A 25367-nucleotide genomic window follows, 5' to 3' on the forward strand; every position below is an offset into this window, starting at 1 on the left:
ATTATCTTGCCAAATCGTTTACCTTTGTAAAAATTTCAATTTTTGTATAATGGCAAGAATACTAACAGGGGTACAGAGTACAGGAACCCCACACCTTGGCAACCTTTTAGGCGCCATATTACCGGCCGTGGAAATGGCCAACAAACCCGAAAATGATTCGTTTCTATTTATAGCCGATCTGCATTCTATTACACAGATAAAAGACGGCACAACACTTCGCGCGAATACTTACAGCGTGGCAGCTACATGGCTTGCCTGCGGACTGGATATTAACAAAGTGGTTTTTTACCGCCAAAGCGATGTACCGCAAACAGCAGAGTTATCATGGTACCTTAGCTGCTTCTTTCCATTTCAGCGTTTAACGCTTGCGCATTCTTTTAAAGACAAGGCCGACAGGCTCGAAGATGTGAATGCAGGTTTGTTTACTTACCCAATGCTTATGGCTGCCGACATATTATTATATGACGCACAATTTGTACCGGTAGGAAAAGACCAGATCCAGCATATCGAGATTACACGTGATGTTGCGTCGCGCTTTAACCACCAGATGGGTGAAACATTTATACTCCCTGAAGCGGTTACCGGTGATGATACTAAAATTATACCTGGTACCGATGGTGAAAAGATGAGCAAATCGCGCAATAACTTTATCAATATATTCCAGGAAGACAAACCGCTTCGCAAACAGGTGATGAGCATTGAGACCGACAGCACGCCGCTTGAAGATCCTAAAAACCCTGATACCTGCAACGTGTTCGCACTATACAAATTATTGGCTACAGCCGAACAAATTGAAGCTATGAGAGCCAACTACCTTGGCGGCAACTATGGCTACGGTCATGCAAAACAAGCTTTGTTTGAACTGATAGTAGAAAAATTTGCACCCGTGAGGGAAAAATATACTTACTACATAAACAACCTGAATGAAGTGGATGCCTTATTAAAAGCAGGCGCCGAAAAAGCAGGCGCCGTTGCTAATGAAGTATTAGGTAGGGTAAGAATAAAACTAGGATACGAATAATCGTAGACAGTGGCCAGTATATAAAATGAAAAGCAGTACTTAAAAAGTACTGCTTTTCGTTTTTAAACAAACTTTACAGATTTATTGAACACTGTTCTATATCGCCTCAAAAAGTTTACCCGGCAGCGGCCTGATCACCCCTTTCAGTTCCATATTGAGGAGCAGTGACGAAATTCTGAAAATAGGCATGTCACATTCCAGGGCTATAACATCCATAAGTTCCTTGCCTTTCTTTTGCAGGTAATCATATACTTTTTGTTCGTCGTTATCAAGCACAACAAAAAGCTGTTTTTGCACAGGTTTCTTCTTTTCCTCTTCTAGCTGCCAGTTAAGCATATAGATCAGGTCAGCGGCACCTGTAAGTACATTAGCACGCTGGCTTTTTATAAGATTATTGCAGCCCATGCTGTATTTATCGGTAACACGACCCGGTACTGCAAACACATCGCGGTTGTAGTCGTTAGCTATATTTGCGGTAATAAGCGATCCGCCTTTATCGGCACTTTCTATAATAATTGTAGCTTCGCTAAGTCCTGCCACTATGCGGTTACGTTTCACGAAGTTTTCTTTATCCGGATTTGAAGTACTCCAAAACTCGGTCATAAAACCTCCATTCTCTTCCATTTTAGCCACATACTTTTTATGCACTTTAGGATAGATCTGGTTGAGCCCGTGCGCCACAACACCTATAGTCTGCAATCCCTGTTCCATGGCTATCGCATGGGCATGAATATCTACACCATAAGCAAAACCGCTTATGATAACCGGATTCAACGGGGCAAGGTCTTCAATAAGCTTACGGCAAAAATCGCCTCCATACGATGTCATTTGGCGTGTACCCACAATGCTGATGGTCTTTCGGTTTTCAAGATTTATATTTCCCGATGTAAATAATACCACAGGCCCGTCTATGCAGTGCTTAAGCCTGTCAGGGTAATTGCTGTCCTGGTAAAACAATGGTGTTATGTTATTTTGCCTTACAAATTTCACTTCCTCCTCGGCAAGTTTAAAGGCATTTGCATTTTTCAGCTTAGTGTACGCAATGTCACCTACACCTTCAATAGAAGTTATCTGCGATTTTTTAGCTTTAAAAACGTCTTCAGCAGATCCAATATGGTTAATCAGCCTTTTAGCCATTATATCGCCAACACCGTCTACACGCATCAGTGCCAGCGAATTAAATAATTCAGAATCAGTCATCAATCGAAGTTAATTGCCGTTTGTCGGATTTAGCGCACATTGTTAATAAAAATTGTGAATAAAATTTTGCAACTCATGTTGAATTGTTAATTTTGTTGTTATGATGATAGAAAAACACATATCGGCTTTATTGTATCGCTACCAGTGCGTTACCGTTCCGGGTTTTGGCGCGTTTCTTACAGAAACCCAACCGGCGCAGCTAAACAATGACACCTATACTTTCTACCCTCCTAAAAAACTGATTTCATTCAACGCGAATTTAAAAAATAATGACGGGCTTTTAGCCAATCATGTCGCTTTGCAGGAAAAAATTTCTTACGACCAGGCTGTAAACGCTATAAGCAAGGCAACAGAAGTATGGTTTGAAAAATTACAGGCCAGGGAAACACTTGTCCTTAAGAACATTGGAAACATTTCTTATAATGCAGAAGGCGGCCTCGTGTTTACTCCTGATACCCCTGTTAACTATCTTGCCGAAGCTTTTGGCCTTAGCATGGTAAAATCGCCTGCTGTAAAAAGGGAAGAATACAAAGAGATTGTTGAAGAAATTGAAGAAACAGTTCCGGTAGTATTTACTCCCGAAAGAAGACGAAATTACTCTTACCTTAAATATGCAGCCGTATTTGTTGTTATGGCAAGCGCAGGCGGTACAGGTTTTAAAATGTACCGCGACCACGAAATTGCAAGGCAGACATTGCTCGTAGAACAGTCTGTACAGGAAAAGATCCACGACAGGATCCAGCAGGCAACATTTTTTATAGAAAGCCCAATGCCAGCCGTTACTTTGCCGCTTAAGGAAGAAAAAGAAATAAAAATGCCGTACCATGTTGTAGCAGGTGCTTTCTCTACAGAAGCCAATGCTCAAAAAGCAGTAAAGGAACTTACTGCAAAAGGGTTTAAGGCAAGAAGGCTTGGAAAAAACAGAGGATTGTATGCCGTTGCTTACGGAAGCTACACCACTCACGCTGAAGCCAACGAAAGCATGCAGAAAATAAAACGTACAGAAAACCGCGATGCGTGGCTTTTAGTAAAAGAATTCTAAAATTTAATCTCCCTTAGCGGGAGATTTTTTTTGCACCTGCATCTACCCTATCTTTGCAAAAAAAAGCATGCAGCCAAAACATCCATCAGATTCTATTTGTATAATGACCGACCTGGTTTTACCAGGAGAGACTAATCCGCTTAATAACCTTTTTGGGGGCGAACTGCTGGCCCGTATGGACCGTGCTGCAAGCATAGCTGCAAGAAGGCATTCGCGCAGGATTGTTGTAACTGCATCTGTAAATCACGTAGCCTTTAACCGTGCCATTCCGTTGGGGAGTGTGGTTACTATAGAGGCTAAAATATCCAGAACATTCAAGACTTCTATGGAAGTGTTTATTGATGTATGGATTGAGGACCGTGAGAGCGGAATACGCACTAAGGCAAATGAGGCTATTTATACTTTTGTGGCTGTTGATGAAACCGGAAGGCCTGTAGAAGTACCTGTCGTTGAACCGGAGACAGAACTCGAGAAACAACGTTTTGATGCTGCACTACGAAGAAAACAGCTAAGCCTGGTATTGGCAGGCAAAATGAATCCGCATGACGCAACAGAGCTTAAAGCTTTATTCATATCATAAAAAATTCCCCGCCATGGCGGGGAATTTTTAGTTTATTGTGACACCCATGCTTCAGGGTTAAGGTATTTAGTGTTTTGGAGTACAAAGAACTTAAGCACCGTCCTGTTAGACTCAGGATAAGTATGTACAGTCCCTAAAGATTGTTTTGTGGTAACCTTATCACCTACACTTACATTTACCGAAGAAAGGTTAAAGTATAATGTAAAGTAATCACCATGCTGTACAGTAACCGCTTTAGTTCCTGATATGATATAGATAAAGGTAACCTTACCATCATATACCGCCCTTACCTGCGCACCGGGCTTCGTGGTAATCTCTATATTTTTGTTGTCTACCACCACTCCTTTTTCAAACGGGCTTTCGTGGTTACCAAATTTAGATGAAACATAACCTTCTGCTACCGGCCATGGAAGCCTTCCTTTATTGGCCACAAAATTGTTAGCCAAAAGTTTTTCCTCTTTAGTAAGTACAATTTTGTTAGGCTCTTTTTTAGCAGCCGCAGCAATCTCTTTTTTCTCTGCAGTAGTAGTTGCTTTTGCAGCCGCTTTTTTGTTGGCAGCAGCAATCGCATCCTTGATCATTTTGTCAATCTTCCTGTCTATATCTTTTGCTTCCTGCTGTTTCTTTTTAATTTGAGAAGCATATTTCTTTTTGTCCTTGCGGATAGTTTTTACCAGCACTTCCTGCTCGTCTTTGTCTTTCTCTAAGGTTTTCTTTTGTTTTTCGCTTTCGGCAAGGAGCTGCTGTTTTTCATGCTTTTGGTCATTCAGTTTCTTGTCAAGCTCTTCCAGCTTTGTCATTTTAGATCGTATCTCTTCTCCCTGCACTTTTCTAAAACTTGCATACTGTTTCATGTACTGCATGCGCTTATAAGCCTGAAGAAAATTCTCAGACGATAAGATAAACATGATCCTGCTCTGCTCAGACCTGCTTTTGTAGGCCTTAACAACCATGTTGGCATAATCTTCCTTAAGCACCTTAAGTTCTCTGTTTAGCTTATTCATGCCCAATTGATTAAGGTAAATATCATCTGTAAGCAAACGGGTTTGCTTGCTTGTAGTTGAAATAAGATTTTCGCTTAGCCTGATCTTTGCAGTGTTCTCTTCAATCTTTCCTAAAACCGATTTCTCTTTGTGTTGGGTTTGCGATTCAAGATTCTGCAATTCCTTCATTTCTTTTAAAAGCTGTGCTTTGCGCTGCTCCAGTTTTTTTTGCTGTGCGCTTTGGCTTTGGCTCCACCCAAATGTCGTAAAGCAAATAAGAAAAATAGTAAGGAATAATCTAGTCATGTTTTTATATGGCATGGTTTAGTCTATAAAAATCTGGTTGTAACCTTCAGGCACTTCATAAGGAAATGTAAGATTTTCGTCAAAGGTAACAGTATTATACTCAACATCTATGTTTACGACATCGTTTTGCTCTGCCTCAATTTTTATGGCTGCCGGCAGCATTGCTTTACTGTGCTGCTTATATGCCGGGTATTGGATATCAAGGCTGGTAGGTTCCTGCCCTGCCCTGCTTATGATTTCCTTTTTCAGTAGAAAATTTTCACCTTCAAAAAAGAACAGTTTGCTTATGGCAGATCGGTCCATAGATTTTAGAACATGCTGCCCGCCTTCAAGTGTCGCAGCATATTTACCCTGCTTCAGATCATATATGGCATTACCTAAAAGCATATTCTGTACTTTAGCATAATCCAGTTCTGTACCCAGCCATTTACTTAGCGCGGCATAATCACCATCAAAATAGGTGCTGCCTAATTTTTCATAATAGCTGACCCTTGTAGGGGTGATTATGGCTTTGGCCAGATTAAAACCAAGAGCACGCACACTTACGAGGATAATCTCATCTTTCTTTATCCTTATCTCAGCATTAACGTTTTGTTTAGTACGCTTGTCTTTATAACCTACCGACGCCTTTATAAGTACCGTTTTAAAATCTTTGACGTTTTTGTAATGACCGTCAACGATTTCTTTTACGGCTTTTTCCTCTCCGGCCGCCCCTTCAGACACAACTGCTTTTTGAGCCGTTTTACACGATACCATAGAAACCACGACAAGTAGTACAGCGATATATTTTTTCATTATTTGCTTTTGTTTTTTTCTAGTTTAGCCTGCCTTTGCAGCACCTGGTCTTTCTTTTTAGTATCGCCAAGGCCAGTGTAGGCTTCGGCAAGCTGTTTTGTAAACCACAATTCAAGATCCTGATCTTCTACTACAAAATCAATGCCTGTTTCAAGATAGTCCTTTGCTTTAGCAAATTGTTTCTCCTTATTAGCAGCAAGCCCTGCAAAATAATACAGCCGGGCATGTGTAGGGTAAAGGTCTATATATTCTGTTGCCTTTTTCTGAAGCTGGCTATACTGACCGCTGTCAGAGTAGGTATACAACAACAACTCAACTGTCTCGATATCATCCTGCTTTGCTGCAAGCGCTTTTTCAAAGTACTTTATGGCCTCAGGATATTTTGCCTTACTGAAAAAGAATTTACCAATCTCCTTTGGAACATTTACCTGCTTATCGTCTTCAAAATAATTTACCGCCTTTTCTAGGTCGCCCATGTATTGCGGATTGTTACTCGCAAAAATCAGGAATTCATTAAGCACACGGTGCTTTATCTTTCGGTCTATCTTTTTACTGTTCAAAACCCTGAACATCGATTCTGACGCTTTTTTGCCGTCATTACTGTTAAGGTTGAATTTAAAAAGGCTTACCTGACCCCAGTCTGACCCCGGAATCTCTTTTTCAAGTTTCTTAGCAACCTCCTGCGCTTTTTGCTCCTGATTACTTTCAGAATACAGGTAAATCAGCTCAAGATAATTTGCTTCCTCCTTTGGATTCTTTTTTATGGCATCTTCCAGCATTTCCTTTTGCGGTTTTTTGAAACGGTTGTCGCTAAGGATTTGCAGCTTGTACATTTCACGCTTTTCAGACATGCCTACAGTCTGTTCCATCTCATTTATAAGTGCAAGCGCCTTATCAAACTGCTGGGTATACATGTATAGCGAAACCAGGTCTTCCTGAAAAAATTCCTTTCTCCATTCTGTAAGCTTCTGCACTATCGGTATAGATTTATTAAAATCCTTCGTTTCGTAGTACACATCATAAAGGCTCTGCCAGTACCATCTGTTTGTAGGTTCAAGGTCGCGCGCTTTTATGAACGCTTTTTCGGCTTCGGCATACTTTTTAAGCGAAAGATAATTTTTACCCAGCTCGTGGTACAGTACAGGATTATCCTGTTCTTTAACAAGGCATTTTTCCAAAGCCTTTATCGCTTTGTCATAATTCTCAATCCCTTTTTGCTTAAGTGCTTCAAAAAAGTTGTTTTCAAATTCACTGTTGGCTAAAGCTACCTGGTCCGGCTCTTTAGGCTCCTGGGCATACAAAGCTGCTGGCCCTGATAAAGAGCCTGAAAGCAATACCCCGCAAAAAAGGATTTTAAATTTCATGTATTTATTCTATAACCGAATAGTCGCCTATACTTATGCTTGTAAACTTACCGTTAAAGGCAGCATGGTTACCCATCATGCCATTATCTAAAATAGCGTTATTAATAACCGCGTGCGTTTGCACAAGGCTGTTTTTTATAATTGTATTCTCTACATGAGAATTATCTCCCAATGATACGTACGGACCTACTGTAGAATTTCTAAGCACTACGTTCTCGCCTATAAAACACGGCGGAATAATTGTACTGTTTTCTAATTTTACTGATGCCGACACCAGGTTTTCCCCATCGTTATTAAGGAAACCCAGCATACGTGAGTTGGTCTCTACCGTAACATTCTTGTTACCGCAGTCCATCCATTCGTCTACTTTACCCGGTACAAATTTCATGCCCTTTACCTTCATGTTCTCAAGGCCGTCTGTAAGCTGATACTCTCCGCCTTTAACAACGTTGTTATCTAACAGGTACTGAAGTTCGTCACGAAGTGTTTCACCGCTCTTAAAATAATAAATGCCTATAATCGCAAGGTCAGACACAAAATCTTTTGGTTTCTCTACAAAATCAACGATCTCGTTTTTTTCATTCAGCTTCACTACACCAAAAGCGCTTGGGTCTTCTACCTGTTTTACCCAGATAACACTATCAGCAGTAGTATCTAACGTAAAATCGGCTCTGAAAAGTGTATCGGCATAAGCCACAACGATAGGACCTGTCATAGACTCTTTAGCACTCATAATGGCATGCGCAGTACCAAGAGGTTTATCCTGATAGTAAATCGTTCCTTTGGCGCCAAGTTTTTCGGCAATTGCAATAAGGTCGGTTTCTACCTGTGTTCCAAAATCCCTGCTTACAATAAAAGCGATTTCTTCTATATCCTGGTTAAGTACTCCGGCAATGTCTTCTACAAGTCTGTGTACTATCGGTTTTCCGGCAATAGGAATTAATGGTTTTGGTACTGTCAAAGTATGTGGGCGAAGGCGCGATCCGCGGCCAGCCATAGGAACAATAATCTTCATTTAGAAATGTGTGGTTTGTTGTTTGTATTAATTTCATTCAGCTGCAATGTCAATTCTCTTGGTTGCAGCCTTTATATCTCAGTTTATTTAATTTCAATATTATTTTTCTTTGCTACCGTTTCAAAAATATCTTTTTTACCTTTTGATTCAAGATCAGTATAAAACACCTCAATAAGCTTAGCTGCGTCATTTACATAAGGAGACCCCTGCTCATTATACATTCTATAGGCCATAAATATATTGTCGAGCCCTTTTTCATAATTTTCAGCCAAGTAATACGATTTACCAGCTCCATAGTAGCCTTCCGGGTTATCTGGGTTCAGAGTTATCAACTTTTCATAAGCTGATGCCGCCGACTTGTAATCTTTTAAAAGCGTATATGCCACACCCATGTTCATTATAGGCGTGGAGCCTTTAGGATCAATCGCGATTGATTTTTCATAGCAGCTTATTGCATCCTTGTATTTACCCATTTTTCGATAGCAGAGTCCAAGATTATCCCATGCAAAAGCAAATTTTGGATCGGCCTTAACAGCTTTCTTATAACTTTCAACTGCCTGAGCATACTGCTCGTGTCTTGCAAAATCTACACCCTGGCTGTAAAAGTCAAGAGCCTTCTTGTCTTTAGACATGGAGTTATCACGATACACATTATCCGTAGCCATAAGCGTTTTAACCCTTGCACAGTTATTGTGCAGATAACGTAATATTTGGTCAAAATCCTTATCTACTGTTATGGTAACACTTTCCCCAACGCCTACCACCGTATCTTTTTTTGCCGCGAGCGCAGTTTCCAGCATCTCCATCATTTTAGCATCTGCCCCTGCCGTCTGGTCTTCCATAACAGCTGCATATATACATCCTTTTATCCCCTGGACTATAGAGTCTTTGGGAATCCTTATACTTATTTCCCTCGTACATTCGCAGGCCTTATCTGCAATCTTTTTAACATGATCATCTGATGATGATTTCTCCTGAGCTGCAGCATTGGCGCAAAACACCAGTGCAATTGAGCAGCAAAAACTAAAAAAATAATTGTGCTTCATATAAGGCCTGTTTAAATGGTTACTTTACACCAGTGCTGCCAAAGCCCCCTTCTCCACGTGAGGTCTCTGTAAGCACTTCAACTTCCAGCCATTGGGCACGCTCATGTTTAGCGATAATTAGCTGGGCGATCCTTTCTCCATTCTCTACGGTAAAAGGCTCATTAGATAAATTTACTAAAATTACTCCGATTTCACCTCTGTAATCTGCATCAACTGTTCCGGGGCTGTTAAGAACGGTAACCCCTTTTTTAAATGCCAGTCCGCTTCTTGGTCGTACCTGTGCTTCATAGCCTATAGGCAATTCTATAAACAATCCCGTTTTTACCAATGCCCTGCCTAATGGCGAAAGCACAATTGGCTCATCTATGTTAGCCCTTAAGTCCATTCCTGCCGAAGCTATTGTTTCATAGTTAGGTAATGCGTGACCGGATTTGTTTATGATATTGATTGTCATTCTTAAAAATTCTATATTATTTTCTTTTTATTATTCTTCGCAATGTTTCTTTTTCTCCCCTGTAAATCATCAACATCAAAAATATAATCGATAAAATTCCGAATATATATGTCTCTCTAAAAATTGAAACATAAAACGATATAAATGAGAGTACTATAGAAAGACCAAGATAAAGGCATATCTTTTTCATATCATAAGGTATTGGATAATATTTGTTACCTAGATAATATGATATTAGCATCATTGCACTATATGCACCTATCGTAGCAAAGGCAGAGCCCATATAGCCCCAAACAGGTATAAGCGCAAAGTTAAAAGCAAGGGTAACAAATGCTCCTGCTATAGAAATATAAGCTCCCATCTTTGTTTTATCTGAAAGCTTATACCATACGGAGAGATTAGTATATATACCAAGAAAAAAATTTGCAAGTATAATTAATGGCACAACCTTCATTGCTACCCAATAACTTTCGTCTCTTATCAATATGATTTTTATTATGTCGGCAAATACCACAACGCCAAGTAATATAACCGACCCAAATATGATAAAATATTTGGTGATCGTAGCATATGTTTGTGTAGCATTCTCGTTTTTTGAATGGCTAAAGAAAAATGGCTCTATACCAAGTCTGAAGGCGGTTGTAAAAAGTGTCATGAACATTGCCAATCTATAACAAGCTGAATACGCTCCGATTTCTTCCATAGGGATTTTCATGAATTTAAGCAATGGCCTGTCAAACGTCTCATTTATTGCATAAGCAATACCGGCAAACATTACAGGAAGCGAATAGCGCATCATCGTTCTCCACAACTTAAAATCGAAGTGCCACGATAATTTAAAATAGTGTGGTAATAATATTAGCAATACAGATAAACTAGATATAACATTTGCAACAAATACATAACCAATTTCAAAATCCTTTACATATAAAGTAGCAATAAAACTATCAGGTTGCTCTACCGAAAGCATAGGCAGCCATAAAAGGAAAAAGAAATTTAGAAGCACATTAAGTGCTACACTTCCTATTTTTATAACTGCATAAAATATTGGTCTTCCATTTGCACGGAGTTTAGAAAAAGGCACTATAACAAGAGCATCCAGCGCAAGCACCCAAATTGTATAGGTAATATATTCAACATCAATCCCTGCAGCATCGGCAAGATATTGCCTGCCAACTAATGCAGCACATAAAAACAATGTAGATGACCAAAATAATGAAATGGTAGATGTGCTTAAAACTGATGCCTTATTCTCTGTATTATAAAATCTAAAAAAGGCTGTTTCCATTCCATAAGCAAGTATGACATTAAAAAACACAAGCCAGGAAAATATGATTGTGACCTCTCCAAACTTCTCCATGTCCATAACTCCCGGTGTAGTATACAATGGGGTAAGCACAAGGCTGAACATTCTTGGCACCACGGTGGCTATGCCATAAATAGCCGTTTGCTTAAAAAGATTTTTATAAAGGCTCAAAAGTTTGTTGTTTGTGTTTGTAAAACAAAAATAGCTATATAATTTACAGTAATAAAGAAAACGTGGCTCAAAGTATATGTAAGCTGTGCTTAATACGCACGCTACTATTATTTATTGCGCCATATATACTAAAAGAAACATAAAAAAGGCCGCCCATTAAGGCAGCCTTTTTAAAATATGCTTGTTTTGTACTCTTAATTGTTCAATGCCTCTGCGCCACCTACGATCTCTAAGATCTCGTTTGTAATGGCAGCCTGACGGGCTTTGTTGTATGTAAGCTTAAGCTGATTTCTCAAATCTGTTGCGTTATCAGTAGCTTTATGCATTGCAGTCATACGCGCACCGTGCTCTGAAGCAAAAGAATCACGTACCGCTTTGTAAAGCTGCGTTTTTAACGAAAGCGGCACAAGGCTTAAAACGATTTCTTCTTTTGTAGGTTCAAAGATATAATCGGTAGCAGTATTTGCTGTTTTGTCGGTTACAGGAAGCGGTTCAAGCGGCAAGAACTGCTCTGTTAGAACAACCTGTGTCGCGGCATTTTTAAAATGGTTGTAAACAACCTCGATTTTATCATACTCGCCTTCAGCAAATTTATCCATTAAAGACTGTGCAACTTCGGCTACATGCTCAAATGTAAGGCTGTCAAAAAGCTCGCTTTTGTTGTCAACAACATTGCAGGTCTTTTTAAGTACGTCGTTACCTTTTTTACCAACAGCCAAAACATCAACCTGTTTACCGGCATAAGCCGTTTGAAGGTTTTTGATCTGCTTTATAACGTTGGCATTAAAAGCACCACATAATCCCCTGTTTGAGGTAATGGCAACAATAAGCACTTTATTTACCAGGCGCTGCTCGGCAAATACACCACCATTGTCGCTGTCAAGGGTAGCGCTAAGATTTTGCAGCAGCTCAGTAAGCTTTTCAGAATAAGGCCTCATAGCCGTAATAGCATCCTGTGCTTTTTTAAGCTTGGCTGCAGAAACCATTTTCATCGCACTTGTAATTTGCATCGTGGATGAAACGGAAGTAATCCTGTTACGTATTTCCTTTAAGTTTGCCATTTTCTAATTAAAAAATTAATCAATTAAGCAATGTAGCAATTGTTACATTGCTCAATTGTTAAATTATTATATTAATATTTAGCCGAGATTTCTGCAGCTGCTTTTTCAAGAACATCAGTGATCTCATCTGTAAATTTACCAGCTTTAAGACCATCAAGTGTTGGCCTGTGCTTAGCGTTTAGGTATTCGATATAATCTTTTTCGAATTCTTTTACTTTGTTTACGGGTACATTTCTAAGAAGGTTTTTAGAACCAGCATAGATAATAGCAACCTGATCTTCTACAGTATAAGGATCGTTAACAGCCTGTTTAAGGATCTCAACGTTTCTTCTACCTTTCTCGATAACGTTAAGTGTAACAGCATCAAGGTCAGAACCAAATTTAGCGAAAGCCTCAAGCTCACGGAACTGTGCCTGGTCAAGTTTAAGTGTACCAGATACTTTTTTCATTGATTTGATCTGTGCGTTACCACCCACACGAGATACAGAGATACCTACGTTGATTGCCGGACGTACACCTGAGTTGAAAAGATCTGACTCAAGGAATATCTGACCATCTGTAATAGAAATTACGTTTGTAGGGATATATGCAGAAACGTCACCAGCCTGAGTCTCGATGATAGGAAGCGCAGTAAGCGATCCACCACCTTTAACGATAGGTTTTAACGATTCCGGAAGGTCGTTCATGTTTTTAGCGATATCATCATCAGCGATAACTTTTGCAGCACGCTCAAGAAGCCTTGAGTGAAGGTAGAATACGTCACCCGGGTAAGCCTCACGTCCTGGCGGCCTTCTAAGAAGAAGAGATACCTCACGGTAAGCTACTGCCTGTTTTGATAAATCATCATAAATGATAAGGGCTGGACGGCCAGTATCACGGAAGTACTCTCCAATTGCAGCACCTGCAAAAGGAGCGTATACCTGCATCGCTGCAGGGTCAGAAGCATTAGCCGCAACAATAACTGTATAAGCCATTGCGCCTTTTTCCTCTAATGTTTTAGCGATACCTGCAACTGTAGACGCTTTTTGTCCTACAGCAACATATATACAGAATACTGGTTTACCAGCATCATAAAATTCTTTCTGGTTAAGGATGGTATCGATACAAACTGTTGTTTTACCAGTCTGACGGTCACCAATTACAAGCTCACGCTGTCCACGTCCTACAGGGATCATTGCATCTACTGCTTTTACACCTGTTTGTAGTGGCTCAGTTACCGGCTGACGGAAGATAACTCCGGGAGCTTTACGCTCAAGAGGCATCTCATAAAGGTCACCACCAATAGGGCCTTTACCATCAATTGGGTTACCAAGAGTATCTACCACACGGCCTACCATTTGTTCACCTACTCTAAGTGAAGCGATACGCTGTGTTCTTTTTACTGTAGATCCTTCTACGATACCTGAAGATGTACCAAACAATACTACGCCCACATTGTCTTCTTCAAGATTCAGGACCATAGCCTCTAACCCATTCTCAAACTGTACTAATTCACCATACTGTGCATTAGATAGTCCGTGAATACGGGCAATACCATCTCCTACATTAAGAACTGTTCCCACTTCTTCTAATGTAGCACCCGATTCAAAACCGGACAATTGTTTCTTTAATATTGCTGAAATTTCAGCAGCTTTAATTTCTGCCATGCTTACTTTATAGTTTAAACACTTTCGTGCGATAAAATACTAATTACTTAACTCTCTTCTTAATGTTGTCAGTCCGTTTGCAACAGATGCATTAAACTGCTTATCACCTATCCTGATAATGAAACCGCCAATGATTGCCGGATCCACTACATTATTTATGGTAATGTTCTTGCTTGAAAACTCTTTTATCTTAGCCATTACTTTGGCCTCAAGTTCTTCGGTAAGAGGTATAGCGGTAGTTACCGTTGCAGTCTCAACACCATTAAGTATATCAAACTGGTTTTTATATTCTTCTGCAATTAGCGGAAGTATCTCAAACCTTTTGTTTTCATGCAGCAGGTGGAATAATCCCTGAGTGATATTTTGCGATGAAGCAAAAATCTCTTTAAGCGCCGATTCCTTAACCTCTGCCTTCACCACCGGGCTTGCAACAAAATTGCTAAGCTCGGCATTATCTTTAATAGTAGATGCTATAAGGGCCATGTCTTCATTTACCTGACCTGCAGCTCCTGAAGCCTGAGCCATATCCAGGATAGCCTTTGCATATCGTATTGCAGCTCTTGAACCTGTCATATAGCTATTAGTTTAATTTTACGTCTTCAAGCATTCTCTCAACAAGTGAAGTTTGAGATTCCTTGTTAGACAATTCGTTTTTAAGAATTTTTTCAGCGATCTCAAGAGAGAAACCAGAAACCTGGTTTTTAAGCTCAGCCATAGCAGCGTTTTTCTCGCTTGCGATAGCAGCTTTTGCCTGCTCGATAATTTTTTCGCCCTGTACAGCAGCTTCCGCTTTTGCATCAGCAATCATCTTTTCTTTAATCTCCCTAGCTTCTTTAATCATAGCATCCCTTTCAGCACGTGCTTCGTTAAGAATCCTTTGGTTATCTGCCTGAAGATTGTGCATTTCTTTACGCGCAGCCTCAGCAGATGCTAAAGCATTAGCAATACCAGCTTCTCTTGCAACAATTGCAGTCATGATTGGCTTCCATGCAAACTTAACAAGTAATATTATTAATACCAGAAGGATAAATGCCTGCCAGAAAAATAAACCGTATGAAAAATCATTTACTAACTTTTCCATTGTAGAGTGTATATATTAGTTTCTAATTTAAATCAATCTTTTAAAACAACACCTGCAGCCAACCGCTGCAGGTATGTGTTTAAATTTAATTAAGCTGCGAAAAGAGCTGCGAAAGCAACACCTTCAAGAAGAGCAGCGATAATGATCATCGCAGTCTGGATTTTACCAGCAGCCTCAGGCTGACGAGCAATAGCGTCCATTGCTGAACCACCGATTTTACCTAAACCAAGGCCAGCACCTATTACTACTAAACCTGCTCCAATAATTCCTGGAATTGTTGTCATAACTATTTGATTTATATTAATTAAGATTCTTTATTTTACTTATATTATAATTGGCTCTTCATCTGTATGGCCATCGTGATCTTCTTCATGGTGGTGATCCTGAACTGCCATACCAATGAACAGCGAAGAAAGCATTGTAAATACAAATGCCTGAAGGAATGCCACCAACACCTCTATAACAGAGATGAAAAGAGTAAGACCAAAGAATGATGGTCCTGCAATCCAGTTCTTAAAGAAGAATATTAGGCTTATCAAACTCATAACTACAATGTGACCCGCAGAGATATTTGCATAAAGACGTATCATAAGTGCAAATGGTTTTGTAAGCGTACCTAATATCTCAATTGGTATAAGAGCTATCTTCATTGGTACCGGTACATCCGGCATCCAGAAAATGTGTTTCCAGTAATCTTTGTTTGCGCTAAACTGTGTAACAAAATAAGTAAACAATGCTAAACATGCTGTAATTGCAATGTTACCTGTAACGTTAATTCCAAGCGGCGTAAGACCGATAAGATTTAATATAAGTATAAAGAAAAATACTGTAAGCAGGTAGCCCATGAACTTTCTGTATTTTTTTTCTCCAATATTTGGAATCGCAACTTCATCCCTAACAAAAATGATAAGCGGTTCTAATACCCTGCCCATACCTGTAGGTATAGGACCTTTAGTATATGATTTAGCAAGACCAACAAAAAGGACAAACATAATGATTGCAGTGATAAGCATGGTCACTACGTTTTTCGTAATAGAAAAATCAAGTGGCATTGCATTTGTTGGGTGATGATGCGCATCAAGGTTTAGTGTACCCGCTGCATCTGTCTTATAGATTTTGTTGTGGTGAAGCATATAATAGTTACCATCTACTTCAGCCGGTTTTTCTCCGTGCTCAAATTTTGAAGAAGAGAAAACTTTAAGACCTCCGTCTATAAGTACTACAGGAAGTGGAAAACCAAAATGTTTACCGGTAGCCTCGTCAGAGAAAAAAGTAAAATCATAAGCATCCTGAAGGTGGTGCTGTATGAAAGCTTTGTTTTTTGCCTGACCATCAAGCGGCTCTTGTTCAGCAGCGTGATGAGCAGCTTCAGCATGTACAGGTACAGCAGCATTCTCGCTATGAACTGTTACTGTATCGTTTGCAGAATTTGCAAATGAGATAAAGGGAACTACAGCAAAAAGGGCTGTTAATGTATTTTTGACTATTCTTCCTGGTAACACCATCTTATTAAATATCTTAATTTTACGGTCCTAAAATTTTGTGCAAAGGTACATTTTAAATTAATATTCCAACAAGTCTGCTGAAATTTTTTTTGGATAATTTCAGATTATTCGGCGCTTTATTGTTTATTGTTCAATAAACGAGCAGTATAATATGCTTCGATTGCCAAAAACAAAATGAAAATCACAAAAAAATTAACTTTTTCTGTAGGATTTCCGCCTGCTTGTGCTATAATTGGCCTGGCAAATACGTAGCTTAATGCCATCTTAATACTGGTAAGTAATAAAAATGCATAGCCCAATTGTTCTTTGTTTTTGGTGCTTATTTTAATAAGTATGCCTATAATGATCAAGGAAAATACACAGAAGAAAATATAGGTAACTGGTAATGGATAATAGAACTCCTGGTCAGGAATTAAAATGAACTGAAAAAAAAGAATATTTATAACCAGTAAGACACCAGTAAACAGAATTGTTTTGAAAAAGAAGCTTAAGTAATTTTTATCCATTAATTATTTATTGAGTTGATTAACCTGTCGTATTACGTTATATAGGGATATAAAAACTCCAGCCATGGCAAAGATGATACGATTTGTATTCTTTACATTGCCATAGTGGTCATCAAGCCAGCTGCCAAACCAAGCGAATAAAAAAATGATTACACCCATTTGTACAGGTATATTAATAAGTGCTATCCACTTATTACGTTGTTTTTTATCCGGGGTGCTGCTCATCTGGCTTAGGGGTTTGCTTTTGAGGAGTTCTCATAATACAGGATGCGCTAAACTCTGCTCCCGGTTCTACCGAAAGCTTTCCTGTTATCACTTCGCCTAATATGTGTGCTTTAGATTTTACGTTAAGCATTTCGGCAACTTCAATCTTGCCGTTAAACCTGCCTTCTATATCGGCGCTTTTGCATTTGATGTCGCCGGTAACGCTTCCGGCAGGGCCTATTACAATTTTGCCTCTGGTGGTAAAATTACCTACAAGTTCGCCATCAAGCCTAAAATCGGCCTGAGAAATAATATCTCCTTTTATTGTTGTGCCCTCTACTATCCTGTTGGTTTTACCCAACAGGTCAGTATACGACTTTTGCTGTTTTTCAAACATCCTTACTCTACGGGTGAAAATTGGTTGAAATTCTTTTTGATCTGTACTACCTTATAATCCTCGGCAGACATGATTACCGGCACTTCAGCAACCTTATATTTTTTATAATCCTTTAGTACAGAAACGGCATCCTCGGCAGCAAGTTTACTAATAAAGCCGTGCACCACAAGCATATTTTCTGTTAAGGTGTAAATATCGTTAGAAAGGGTAATAGTGTTATTAAGACCTTCTTTTATAAATTTTTCAATCTTTTCGGTAAGCGGTTTTATTTTAGGGTCATCGGCACTGTCAAATTTGAATACGATTTTCCAGCTTACCGAAGGACGTCCAAATGCTAAAGCTTCAAGAGTTGGTATATCGGTCTTTAAAATCCTGTCTGCTTCTTTACCCTCAGAACTATTAGGATAATTAAGCGCTACATAATTTAGTCCTTTTGCATATTCTTCAAGTCCTGTAAGCCTCGCTGTAGCCTTAACCTTAAGCAATTCAAATTTAGACACGATCTCTTCTCCTGTATAATTATCTATATAATCGTCTACAGCAGCATATACCTCACGAACCTGGCCCTGGTTATATCTTTTAAAAAGTTCAGCATACGCCACATCAGGCGACAGGTTCCTTGCAGCATCAGAAGCAGGGTTCTTAATGATCTCTGCATAACGGCTGTCAGGATATTGAGACAGTATTTGGTTTTTATAGGTTTCGGCTTTTGCCGGATCTATGATCTGGTATATTTTATACAGGTTGTATTTTGACGGAAGCACGAGCCTTTCTTCAGGATTGCTTTTTAGTAATGCTTCAAGTTTATCGGCAGCCAGCCTGTATTCTTTAAACTTTTCCTTATATATAGAACCTAATTGATAATAAGCAAAATTACGGTCTTTAGCAAGGCTGTCTATTACTACCTGAGAGGTAGGCAGCTGAGAGGTATAAAATTCTATTGTAAATCTTGCCTCTACAGGTTTATCTTTTCCTGATTTAGCTGCATCTTGCCCATCTGCAACCGCATCGTCTGTTCCCGTATTCCCTTTTTTAGACTGCTCTGCCGACCAGCGCCAGTTGTCAGATAATGTCCTGCTTCCCCATTTCCTTTTAAATTCCTGCTTGCCATATGACACGGTTGAGGCTGTATAAAAATAGAACTTACCTCCTGCTCCGCCCGGATTGTATCCCGGTACCGACGAACCCGAAGAAGAAGGCGCCGCCGATGAAATACCTGGCCTTTGTTTTAATCCGGTATCAAAAGCGGGTGCATTTAGCATCATGTTTCCTGAACCGCCCGAAGCTGAGGCAAGATTCTCTTGTCGTATCGCTTCGGCTTCAAGCCTTTTTCTTTCTATTTCTTCTTTTTCTTTAATTTTTGCTATATGGTCTTCATAATATGCTTTTCGGCCTGCCTCATCCATCGCAACAACTGTAAGTATACTGTCGTTTGCCTGGGCTATGGCTTCATATTTTATAACATCGGCAAGATTATCCCTTTTCTTCTTGATGCTCCTGTATTCCCTTGACCTGTTATCAAGAAAGACCATTGTACTGTCATAGTACATTCCGGCAGAAACATATTTAGCTTCTTTAAAATTAATTTCTGCAATATTCCTGTGGTTTGAAGCCATCAGGTAACGATCGGCAGAATTTTGGCGAAGTGATTTGTTGTAGTATTCTTTTGCCCGTACAGGATCTTTTTGTTTATCATAAAAAAGAGCCACCTGATGATTTATGATATCAAGGTATGGCCTGTTTTCCCTGTCCTTAAGCAGCTTCCTGTATTTTTCCATAAAGGCAAGCGTATCTCCTTTTGTATGGTCAAACTGGCCTGCCTGCATAGCATGAGCCTGTATTACATATCGCCTTGGCGATTTACGCTTCATGTCTATTACTCTTTGATACTCGACATAAGAACTGTCAGCATTTTTTTCTTTCGCATAAAGCTGGCCAAGTATGAAATGGTACCTGGCCTTCTGATCGTTATTTTTTGTGAACTGCGCGGCGCTTTTAAGCACTGTTATAGCGCTGTCATTTGCCTGCATTTTTAAATAGCCTTCGGCAAGAATAGCGTTGGCATCGGCAAATGTTTGCTGATCCATAGTGTTCTTCTTGGTTTCGATAAGTTCTTTAAGATTTTTTACAGCGACACCTTCATTGTCCAGGCGGATGTTTGTTTTTTCCCTCCAGATCTTTGCGTCATCTATACCATCGCTCGACGGATACTTTAGAAGTATATAATTAAACGCCTCCATAGCCGGCAGGAAACGGTTTTCATAATATCTTGATTTACCTAAAAGCATGTGCGCTTCATCAATCTGCGGATTCCTTTCGGTACCGCCTATATTCATAGAATGCTTTTGTATTGCTTTGGTTGCTTTTTCTTCAGCTCTTTTAAAGTTGGCTGTTTGTCCTTGTGGCCCTGACTGGGCATTTGCCGCTACCTGGCCTCCGGCTGCCCCTGCATTACCTTTCCCTCCTTTTAAAGCGTTAATGCCGCCAGGAGATTCACCCCCACCCAATTTACCGCCGTCTTTTTGAAAACCTCCTTTAGTGTCCGGCTTTCCACCTGCTTTAGATGGGCTCGATGGCAATGTTGAAGCTGATGGCGCCCCTGCTGCTGCAACCGGTTCCTCTTTTGCGGGAAGTACTGGCTGGGTACGCTCTACAGGAAGCACATCCCAAAAATTATCCTGATAGGTGGCAGAAAGTTCTGTTAAACCCGCGTTAAGCGCAATGTTGCCGTTATACAGCACATTGTACTCTGTATTAACAGCATGGAAGTTTCGGTTTACAAACGAGTCTTTTTTGGTCGAGCACGCAATCGCGAAACCTACCGTACCAAAAAGAATAACATATTTAGAAGTACTGGTTTTCAATGTAAAAGCTTTTTTATCTTTTAACTTTCAAAATCTCAATTTAGTATAAAAGAGGGTAAAAATACGCTTCTTTTTGTTATATGGTGCTTTTTTGGCAAAAAAAATCCCCCTTGAAACAAGGAGGAGAATATTGCATTAAACCGCAAAGAATTCTTCGAGTTCCTTAAGCGTTTGTTCAGATGTCCTGATGTCTTTTACGATTTCGCCTTTATGCATGGCCACAATCCTGTCAGACACTTCTGTAGTATGCGCCAGGTCGTGGCTGGATACCAATATAGTTACATTTTTATCGTCGGCCAGTTCCTTGATTATCTTCTTTAGCCTGAACTGTGTTGTAGGGTCAAGGTTTGCAAAAGGCTCATCAAGAATTATAACTTCAGGATTACCTATAAGCGTGGCAATGATGCCTACTTTCTTTTGATTTCCTTTACTAAGGTCTCTCAGGTATTTCTTTTTATTTAGAATTTCTCCGTTAAAAAAGTCTTCGTGTTTTTTTAGCAGCGCATTAACGTCGGCTTTGTTTTGACCGCGCAATTCGCCAATAAAATAGAAGTACTCTTCAGGTGTAAGATACCCTATTAAAAACGTCTCGTCAAGAAATGCTGCTGTAAATGGTTTCCACGCTTCGCTCTCATTTACTTGGACACCATTGGATTTTATATATCCCCTGGTTGGCTCTATAAGATCCAGCAGCAGGCTGAATAACGTAGTCTTACCTGCGCCGTTGTTACCTACAAGGCCAAAGCTCTCGCCTTTTTGAATTTCAAGGTTATTTATATTTAGTACGGTTACCCCGTTATATACTTTTACAAGATTATTTATTTGTATCATGATCGTTTAGTTGATGTAGTGGTTAGTTCTTTTGTTTGTAAGCTGCAATTGTTTCGTACTTCTCTGTGATGTAAACTTTTTCTATCAAGGAGAATACTTTATTTCTCAAGGCAAATCCAAGTAATCCGGCAATGGCTACAAATGCAATACCTGCCATTGGGCTGATTGCGTAATTGCCAATAGCATAAAACATCATAGGGAATAAAAGTTTAGGTATTGTAAGCATCAATGTTTTGAGGTTAAATGCTTTTTTGTCACCAAAGGCCTGCTTGGCACTGGCAAGGTCTATTGGGGTTTTTATATATGCTCCGCCCAATAGCACAAGATGAGAATTTACACCTATATTATATACGGCGCCCGCTAAGATTAGAAGGTACATCTCTAAACCAAAGTAAAGGTAAAAACTTGCAACTACTGAACTTGCCAGGGTAACCACTACTATTAGCCACCATTTAGCGGTAATGTATTCGCGATACTTTATATTCTGACTCATCATTAACGGATAGTAAGCGCTATCCCAGCTAGGAACAAACTGTCCAAATGTAAACATGAAGCCCCCGGTAACAAATATTCCGCCAAATACTTTCCACATTGGCCCCTCATATACTTCTAATGCGCCGCTGCCAAATAACAATGCATAAAACAGGAACATTACGGTTGCAAGGATAGTCTGCTTAGACCTTTTGTTCCTAAGTATAAGTTTGATGTCATTTTTAATGAACGTCCCTGTAACGCCAAACCTGTTTAGCCAGGTGTAATCCTGTGTCTGGGCAATTTCGTGTTTGCCTTTAAGGCCGGTATCAAGGTACAGCGCTTTAGAAAAATATCTGAAACAAATGTAATACAGCCCGGCAAGTGCTGCTAACGGAATTAAAATCATATAATAGGTAGCATACAGTCCATGATAAAATACAGATGTTACCATTGTAATATCAAAATAGCTGTAATACTGTATAAAGCCAAGCCCTCCTAAAATTATAGCTACGGTCCAGAATACCCAGTCTTTATCATTTATAAGGATATTTATAAAGTTATTGCAGTAGATAAGCGCCATCATACCTATGTGCCAAAGTACCACACTTACAGGGTCATACCCCTCAATCAGCAGGACTACCGAAAATGGAATGAAAAAGAAAGAATGGATAATGTTGAAGAAAGACGTCACGGTTTTGCCCAACGCAAAATTGACTATCGTTCCTCTTTTTATGGGCAATACAAGCAAAGGCCTGATGTTGATTACGGGTATCTTCTGGATAAAGAAGCGCATAAGCAAATCTGCCACCATGTAATAGATCATAAATTTACTTACCACCACCAGCGGATCCTGATTAAGTCCTTCTTTAATAAGATAAAATGCACCTACACCAAGGGCAAGAAATGCGACTCCAAAATAAATTGCCCCAAGGATCATGAAAATCTTAATAACCACATTGGCCGTAAAAGACGATGATCTCCTGAATGCCTTCCATTCAAGGCTGATAAAACGTTTAAACATTTTAATTGATTGTTGGTTCTATACAATAGGTAATCAAAAAACCGAAAACGTTACAGTTTTTACTATGAAATCTCAAAATTATATTCAGGATACGTTTTTAACAGGTGTTCTTCGGCTCTGCGGGGTATAACAAAGAGTGTTACATAATTGAACAGCGCAAAAACAACAAAAAGTGCAGCCATGATCCACAGTAACAACATGGATGGCTCTTCCCTATAAAAATAATAAAGGATATGGTAAGGTGCAACCATGCTTCCTCCGGTTCTCATTAAAATGCTTTCCAGCAGCCATTTTTTACCTGTCTGCTTTACTTTTAACCTGTGCTGTATATTAAGCTGTATAAGCCTGGCTAAGCTAACCACTATTACACCCATAAGTAGTGTAGAATAAAGATCCATGCTATATCTCCCTAATTTATAAGCACATATAACCAGCACTAAAGTAAGTATAACCTTAGGCAGACTTAGAAAATCCTTAAGACAAGTCCATATTAGCTTTTCATATCTTTTACCTAATGCCAGTTGTCGTTTTTCTACAATACCTGTAAAGCCAAAAATACCAAACTTTTTGAACTCAAAATGAAGCGCTTCGTTAAAGCCAAGGTTTGGCTGCGTTTCCCAGCGCTCTTCAATGGCATTGGCAAGGTGGTCAACAAGTTCGCACTGCACATCATAGTATTCTACATAGTGTTTGCGGGTAAACTCAAACAACATATCCATCTGTTCTGCCGTAACTTTTTTAAGTTCCCGGTTCAAAGTTGTCACTTTCATTTGTGTCTTTTAAATATATTGTTTAGCATACTGTTTCCTGTAGCGGTAAAGGCTTATTAGCAACACAAGCATAAGGGCAGGCGTTAATGACGCACTAATCCTTATTAGTATTGTTCTAACGACTCTGTTGCCTATGCTGTAACTTGCAATTATGACGGTTTGGTAGGAAAAATAAAATACAGTCTGCAAAAGTACCATAGGGCGGAGAACAGAAATTTTTTTATGATCCCTGCCCAGCCAAAAAAGCGGAAGCGTCATTATAAACCAAACTAAACTTCCAAACATTGTAATATCTCTGTCATCTATATAATAAACAGACCCAAAATACAAAGCCAAGAACAACGCAGAACCAGATAAAAAGGCTACGGGGCTAAGCATCGTTTTAAGGTAAAACTTTATCGCGCTTACAATCGCAGTTAGCTTAGCGGCACGGTACTGTTTAATCAATTGTAGCCTATTCATAATGAAATATTCTTCAAAGTTATCTTCGAAATCGCCCTGCTTTTCTTCAAGAACAGAGGCTATATGGTCTACCATCTCATAGCGTATGTCAACATACTCGATACCTATATAGAAAAGTTCGTCATCAATATGTTCTATTTGTTCTGGCGTTAACTTCTTCATATTAAACAACCCTGTATCTTGATTTATAAAATTTTGTCAAAAAACTGTATGTAAACCAAATAGCAATATAAAAACTTATTACAAAGGCGTAATACAGCAATTTAACAGCATCGTTGATTTCCAATTTATCTATTATATCTCTTAGGGGAAAGGCCATTAGAAATATAATACCATTAACCCTCATTAAAAGTCTTTCAGCAGTAGAAAATAATTCTGTACTCCTCGTAAAATTTATAATTCCCCAGCATATCCAGAATACTGATATAGATACACAACAAATTATCAAAAATATATTTGTAGCATCCTCAAACTCCTCATACTTATACTCTGCAAATAGTAGCGCGTATACTGATGCCAATATCATGAAGAAACGAACCGTAAACATATTGCTTATCAGTAGTTTGACTGCCTTTATAGATGCATTCATGCTAAACTGGCGATAATTTTTTTTCAGTTCTTTTTTGTTCTCAAAAATGTACTTTTTAAGCCTTCTCTCAAAACTGCCTTCCATTGATTCTATTGTGGCAGCGGCATGATCTGTCATTTCTATACGGATGTCAAGGTATTTTATACCTATATCCCACAATGCCTTATCAACGGCGGTTATCTGTTCCTGTGTAAGCTTTTCCATAACTTATACTGTATTAAAACTGAAGGTCTGGTTTAGGAGCGGGGTTCACAAGATTCTGCATATTGCGAATAAATTCCTCAAGCTCAGCAAGGCGGTTTACCGTTTCTTTAGTGCCGCTTTCGGTAAGCTTATAGTATTTACGGAGCCTGTTATCTACCTTTTCTACCTCTACATCAAGAAAGCCGTCGGCTTCGAGTTTATGCAGCGCAGGGTACAATGCACCCTCAGTAATATTAAGTTCGCCGGCGGTTATAAGTTTTACCTTTTGGGTGATCTCATATCCATACATCCTGCCGTTCTCTTCCAAAAGCTTCATTATGATGGTGTTAAGACTGCCCTTATATAGTTGAGAGTTTTTCATCTTGTGTTTGTTCGTTAAAACAAATGTATACATAATTTTCTTATGCATAATAATTTGAGGTATTATTTTAAGTCAGGTAATTTTATAAACCTGTTTGGAATGCTTATT

General features: G+C 39.3%; 27 protein-coding genes. 3 read left to right on the forward strand and 24 right to left on the reverse strand.

The window, feature by feature from the left end; genetic code table 11:
- Nucleotides 1–49 precede the first annotated feature (49 nt).
- Nucleotides 50–1021 carry a tryptophan--tRNA ligase gene (gene trpS / locus R1T16_RS04590; RefSeq protein ID WP_317499899.1) on the forward strand — a complete coding sequence of 324 codons (972 nt, stop codon included), beginning with the start codon at nt 50–52 and terminating at the stop codon, nt 1019–1021.
- A gap of 96 nt (nt 1022–1117) precedes the next feature.
- Here the strand turns inward: trpS and dprA are convergent, their stop codons facing one another.
- A complete protein-coding gene (gene dprA / locus R1T16_RS04595) occupies nt 1118–2221 on the reverse strand; it encodes a DNA-processing protein DprA (protein WP_317499900.1) in 1104 nt (367 codons plus the stop codon).
- Between the two features lie 100 nt (nt 2222–2321).
- Between dprA and R1T16_RS04600 the strand changes: the two genes are divergently transcribed.
- Both R1T16_RS04600 and R1T16_RS04605 read left to right on the forward strand, forming a co-directional pair.
- Complete coding sequence (locus R1T16_RS04600) at nt 2322–3263, forward strand: SPOR domain-containing protein (RefSeq protein WP_317499901.1); 942 nt, start codon at nt 2322–2324, stop codon at nt 3261–3263.
- A gap of 67 nt (nt 3264–3330) precedes the next feature.
- Nucleotides 3331–3843, forward strand: coding sequence for an acyl-CoA thioesterase (locus R1T16_RS04605; RefSeq protein WP_317499902.1), 513 nt, complete (start codon nt 3331–3333; stop codon nt 3841–3843).
- A gap of 32 nt (nt 3844–3875) precedes the next feature.
- Here R1T16_RS04605 and R1T16_RS04610 read toward each other — a convergent pair whose 3' ends face one another.
- From R1T16_RS04610 to R1T16_RS04720, 23 genes are all read right to left on the reverse strand, one after another.
- Nucleotides 3876–5132, reverse strand: coding sequence for a murein hydrolase activator EnvC family protein (locus tag R1T16_RS04610; RefSeq protein ID WP_317499903.1), 1257 nt, complete (start codon nt 5130–5132; stop codon nt 3876–3878).
- Nucleotides 5133–5150: 18 nt separating this feature from the next.
- Nucleotides 5151–5927: a DUF4292 domain-containing protein gene (locus R1T16_RS04615; protein ID WP_317499904.1), complete on the reverse strand. Its 777-nt coding sequence runs from the start codon at nt 5925–5927 to the stop codon at nt 5151–5153.
- Complete coding sequence (locus R1T16_RS04620; RefSeq protein ID WP_317499905.1) at nt 5927–7291, reverse strand: tetratricopeptide repeat protein; 1365 nt, start codon at nt 7289–7291, stop codon at nt 5927–5929. Before R1T16_RS04620 ends, R1T16_RS04615 begins: the two co-directional genes overlap by 1 nt.
- A 4-nt stretch (nt 7292–7295) precedes the next feature.
- On the reverse strand, nt 7296–8306 hold the full coding sequence (locus tag R1T16_RS04625; RefSeq protein WP_317499907.1) for a sugar phosphate nucleotidyltransferase: 1011 nt from the start codon (nt 8304–8306) through the stop codon (nt 7296–7298).
- 83 nt (nt 8307–8389) lie between these two features.
- Nucleotides 8390–9352: a tetratricopeptide repeat protein gene (locus tag R1T16_RS04630; protein ID WP_317499908.1), complete on the reverse strand. Its 963-nt coding sequence runs from the start codon at nt 9350–9352 to the stop codon at nt 8390–8392.
- A gap of 19 nt (nt 9353–9371) precedes the next feature.
- Complete coding sequence (gene dut / locus R1T16_RS04635) at nt 9372–9806, reverse strand: dUTP diphosphatase (protein ID WP_317499909.1); 435 nt, start codon at nt 9804–9806, stop codon at nt 9372–9374.
- Nucleotides 9807–9822: 16 nt separating this feature from the next.
- Nucleotides 9823–11283 (reverse strand): oligosaccharide flippase family protein, encoded by a 1461-nt coding sequence (locus R1T16_RS04640; protein ID WP_317499910.1) that lies wholly within the window; start codon nt 11281–11283, stop codon nt 9823–9825.
- Nucleotides 11284–11477: 194 nt separating this feature from the next.
- Nucleotides 11478–12344, reverse strand: coding sequence for an ATP synthase F1 subunit gamma (gene atpG / locus R1T16_RS04645; protein WP_317499911.1), 867 nt, complete (start codon nt 12342–12344; stop codon nt 11478–11480).
- Nucleotides 12345–12415: 71 nt separating this feature from the next.
- Nucleotides 12416–13990, reverse strand: coding sequence for a F0F1 ATP synthase subunit alpha (atpA, locus tag R1T16_RS04650; protein WP_317499912.1), 1575 nt, complete (start codon nt 13988–13990; stop codon nt 12416–12418).
- Between the two features lie 39 nt (nt 13991–14029).
- Nucleotides 14030–14563, reverse strand: a complete 534-nt coding sequence (atpH, locus tag R1T16_RS04655; protein WP_317499913.1) for an ATP synthase F1 subunit delta — start codon at nt 14561–14563, stop codon at nt 14030–14032.
- A gap of 7 nt (nt 14564–14570) precedes the next feature.
- A complete protein-coding gene (locus tag R1T16_RS04660; RefSeq protein ID WP_317499914.1) occupies nt 14571–15071 on the reverse strand; it encodes a F0F1 ATP synthase subunit B in 501 nt (166 codons plus the stop codon).
- Nucleotides 15072–15160: 89 nt separating this feature from the next.
- Complete coding sequence (gene atpE, locus R1T16_RS04665) at nt 15161–15355, reverse strand: ATP synthase F0 subunit C (RefSeq protein WP_317499915.1); 195 nt, start codon at nt 15353–15355, stop codon at nt 15161–15163.
- Nucleotides 15356–15394: 39 nt separating this feature from the next.
- Nucleotides 15395–16576: a F0F1 ATP synthase subunit A gene (gene atpB, locus R1T16_RS04670; protein WP_317499916.1), complete on the reverse strand. Its 1182-nt coding sequence runs from the start codon at nt 16574–16576 to the stop codon at nt 15395–15397.
- A 116-nt stretch (nt 16577–16692) separates the two neighbouring features.
- A complete protein-coding gene (locus R1T16_RS04675; RefSeq protein WP_317499917.1) occupies nt 16693–17082 on the reverse strand; it encodes a DUF6168 family protein in 390 nt (129 codons plus the stop codon).
- A gap of 3 nt (nt 17083–17085) precedes the next feature.
- Entirely contained in the window at nt 17086–17307 is a 222-nt protein-coding gene (locus R1T16_RS04680; RefSeq protein ID WP_317499918.1) for an AtpZ/AtpI family protein, read from the reverse strand.
- Nucleotides 17288–17683 (reverse strand): polymer-forming cytoskeletal protein, encoded by a 396-nt coding sequence (locus R1T16_RS04685; RefSeq protein WP_317499919.1) that lies wholly within the window; start codon nt 17681–17683, stop codon nt 17288–17290. Before R1T16_RS04685 ends, R1T16_RS04680 begins: the two co-directional genes overlap by 20 nt.
- Before the next feature lie 2 nt (nt 17684–17685).
- Nucleotides 17686–20547: a gliding motility protein gene (locus R1T16_RS04690; protein ID WP_317499920.1), complete on the reverse strand. Its 2862-nt coding sequence runs from the start codon at nt 20545–20547 to the stop codon at nt 17686–17688.
- A 135-nt stretch (nt 20548–20682) separates the two neighbouring features.
- The gene (locus tag R1T16_RS04695; protein WP_317499921.1) at nt 20683–21378 is read right to left on the reverse strand and encodes an ABC transporter ATP-binding protein; all 696 of its coding nucleotides are present in this window, start codon (nt 21376–21378) and stop codon (nt 20683–20685) included.
- A 22-nt stretch (nt 21379–21400) separates the two neighbouring features.
- Nucleotides 21401–22873 carry a DUF5687 family protein gene (locus R1T16_RS04700; protein ID WP_317499922.1) on the reverse strand — a complete coding sequence of 491 codons (1473 nt, stop codon included), beginning with the start codon at nt 22871–22873 and terminating at the stop codon, nt 21401–21403.
- 62 nt (nt 22874–22935) lie between these two features.
- Nucleotides 22936–23643: a hypothetical protein gene (locus tag R1T16_RS04705; RefSeq protein ID WP_317499923.1), complete on the reverse strand. Its 708-nt coding sequence runs from the start codon at nt 23641–23643 to the stop codon at nt 22936–22938.
- Nucleotides 23644–23652: 9 nt separating this feature from the next.
- Nucleotides 23653–24267 carry a hypothetical protein gene (locus tag R1T16_RS04710; protein WP_317499924.1) on the reverse strand — a complete coding sequence of 205 codons (615 nt, stop codon included), beginning with the start codon at nt 24265–24267 and terminating at the stop codon, nt 23653–23655.
- Nucleotide 24268: 1 nt separating this feature from the next.
- Nucleotides 24269–24898: a hypothetical protein gene (locus tag R1T16_RS04715; protein ID WP_317499925.1), complete on the reverse strand. Its 630-nt coding sequence runs from the start codon at nt 24896–24898 to the stop codon at nt 24269–24271.
- 13 nt (nt 24899–24911) lie between these two features.
- Entirely contained in the window at nt 24912–25259 is a 348-nt protein-coding gene (locus tag R1T16_RS04720; protein ID WP_317499926.1) for a PadR family transcriptional regulator, read from the reverse strand.
- Nucleotides 25260–25367: the final 108 nt, after the last annotated feature.

It is taken from the genome of Flavobacterium sp. DG1-102-2, from assembly GCF_033042555.1.
Classification (GTDB): domain Bacteria; phylum Bacteroidota; class Bacteroidia; order Flavobacteriales; family Flavobacteriaceae; genus Flavobacterium.